Below are 2,650 nucleotides of genomic sequence, written 5' to 3' on the forward strand. Positions count from 1 at the left end.
GCAACCTGCGGAAATCGAGCTAGTCGATCGCTTAGCCAGTCAAGTCAGCATTGCCATCCAGCAGGCGGATCTCTATGCCCAAGCCCAGATTGAGTTGACACAGCGCAAACAAGCCGAATTGAACTTGCAACTGCTCAACGCCGATCTCGATCGCCGTCAAGCTGTCGAACGACTCAAAGACGAATTTATCGGCATCGTCAGTCACGAGCTGCGGACGCCACTGACTTCGATGCGCGGCGCATTGGGACTATTAGCCATGGGCGTCTTCGATAACGAACCAGCGCAGATGAAACGGACGATCGAAATTGCCGCGATCGAAACCGAACGGCTTGTGCGGCTGGTTAATAACATCCTCGATCTGGAAAAGCTAGCCGCACACGGCAATCGCGTCGAGCGAGAGTGGTGCGACGCACACGAGATCGTGCGCCGCTCGATCGAGGTAATGAGCAGTCTGGCAGCCGCCGCACAGGTAACGATCGAGGTCGATTGCCCCACCGTCCAGATTTGGGTCGCACCCGATCGGCTGATCCAGATTTTTACCAATTTGCTCGATAATGCCATCAAATTTTCACCGCCAAGGAGTACCGTCTCGATCTGCGCTACCCTCGTCGATGATGGGAGGGTGGGATATGGCTCGGAGCCACTCCCCGCCCAACGCATCCAGTTTGCGATCGTCGATCGCGGACGCGGCATCCCCGCTAATAAAATCGAAACTATCTTTAACCGCTTTCAACAAGTCGATGCCTCCGATGCGCGCGACAAAGGCGGTACGGGATTAGGCTTGGCAATTTGCAAATCGATCGCGTTGCAACATCAGGGTCAGATTTGGGTCGAAAGTAAATGGGGGCACGGTAGTACGTTTTTTGTGACGTTACCGCAACCAATGGATAAAACTCGATCGAACTAGGGCACCTTAAATACAGCAGCTTTATCTAATCCAACCCTCCGCTCCCCGCTCCCCGCTCCCCATGATTACCACAAGTCCAAATAACGTCAAATTTAAAGACTTAATCACTCAGTTCAATCAAATTAGAACTGAGGCTTTTAGTGGTAATTTAATCGTGCGAGTCGAACATGTCCCCAATTGGATGTTGTGCTTTACCGCCGGACGCTTGGCAGGCATGAGCGGGGGGATCGATGCGATCGAGCGGTGGCGGCGAAATTTGGCCTTAGCGGCTCAGATCCAGCCAAAGAACGTCGCCGACGATCGGCAAGAAGCCCTCTTAAATGCCAATCAACTCGCCCAATCCTGTGCGGCGAAAGAAGTTTTATTTGATATCATTCAATTCAGTCAAAATCAAGGCGATCGCTTATTTTATCAGCTAATTCCTGTTGATAATAATAATAACAATTATGTAAAATCGGTACTGCCCTTATTGGAAATACAAGCAATTCTGACCGAAACGATTCAGGATTGGCAAGAATGGAAAAAAGCCGGTCTTGCTAGCTACGCGCCTAGTTTGGTACCAGTTATCGATAAGTCAGTACAAATCTCAATGGCAGTTAATGGCACCCCAGACTTACAAGCCTTAATTTCAGCCATTGACGATCGAAAAACGCTGCGGAGCTTGGCAATCGATCGGCATCAAAAATTAATCGATGTTGGCAAATATTTATTACCATTATTAACAGCCAGACTGATTGCGCTATCCCCGATCGGTTCGAGCGCGATCGACGGAAATTTACCTGACTCAGGGCTAAACGCCGATCCGAAAATCCTCGATCGACACGATCTGAGTTCCTGGGCTAGCGATACTGCGGAGATCGCGGCTAACAAGGCGAGCGTCCCTAAAAAAGTTGGCTCGCTGATTGCTTGTGTCGATGATAGTCTGACTGTTTATAAAAATTTAGAGCAAATCATTACCGCCCACGGTCATCGCGCTTTTGGCGTCCAAGATCCGCTCAAAATTATTCCCAGCTTGATTAGAAATAAGCCAGATCTGATCTTTTTAGATTTGGTGATGCCAGTTACTAATGGGTATGAAGTCTGCGAACAAATTCGCAAAACACCGTCCTTAGCTAACGTGCCGGTGATTATTTTAACTGGTAGCGATGGTTTGATCGATCGGGTACGGACTAAATTTATCGGTGCTAATGGCTTTTTAAGTAAACCAATTCAGGCTGAAGCGATCGTCAAAACGATCGATAAATACCTCAAGAAAAAACCAGCGATCGTTCCAGTCAGTGCGCGGGTCAAATCCAAGCAGGCGTTGGTACATTCAGCAGCGCGTCAGCGCTCGTTACCGCTGCCAGATCGAGTTGCCAAGCGCGTCTTAATTATTGATGACGATCGCAACATCCGCGAAATTGTCTCGATGTGTCTGCACAAACTCAAAGGTTGGGATATTCTGACTGCGGCTTCTGGACGTGAGGGTTTAATCGAAATCGCCACGAATACTCCCGATGCGATCGTCTTGGATATGATGATGCCCGAAATGGATGGATTGGCTTTTTTACGCCAGTTGCGCGCCCAAGATCCGACTAAAATCATTCCGGTCATTCTGTTGACAGCCAGCCGTCATATCCCCTCACAACAGCGATTGCAGGAGTTGGGGGTCGTAAATATTGTTGCCAAACCATTTCTGCCGATCGATCTGGTGCGTCAGATCGATCGGGTGTTGGGGTAGGGGGTAGGCTTTAGGCTTTAGGT

Annotated in this window: 2 protein-coding genes; both read left to right on the plus strand. The window is 49.3% G+C overall.

Annotated features, from left to right (window positions below):
- Positions 1 to 907, plus strand: a 907-nt coding sequence (locus RMO84_RS09475; RefSeq protein ID WP_310488226.1) for a HAMP domain-containing sensor histidine kinase, incomplete at its 5' end; no start/stop codon positions are given.
- A 61-nt stretch (positions 908 to 968) separates the two neighbouring features.
- On the plus strand, positions 969 to 2,627 hold the full coding sequence (locus RMO84_RS09480; RefSeq protein WP_310488227.1) for a response regulator: 1,659 nt from the start codon (positions 969 to 971) through the stop codon (positions 2,625 to 2,627).
- The last annotated feature ends 23 nt before the right edge of the window (positions 2,628 to 2,650 follow it).

Origin of the sequence: Chamaesiphon sp. VAR_69_metabat_338, assembly GCF_031423935.1 — a bacterium.
Lineage (GTDB): Bacteria > Cyanobacteriota > Cyanobacteriia > Cyanobacteriales > Chamaesiphonaceae > Chamaesiphon.

Coding starts and splice junctions, on each gene's coding strand:
- RMO84_RS09480 (WP_310488227.1), top strand. CDS start 969: ATGATTACCACAAGTCCAAATAACGTCAAATTTAAAGACTTAATCACT.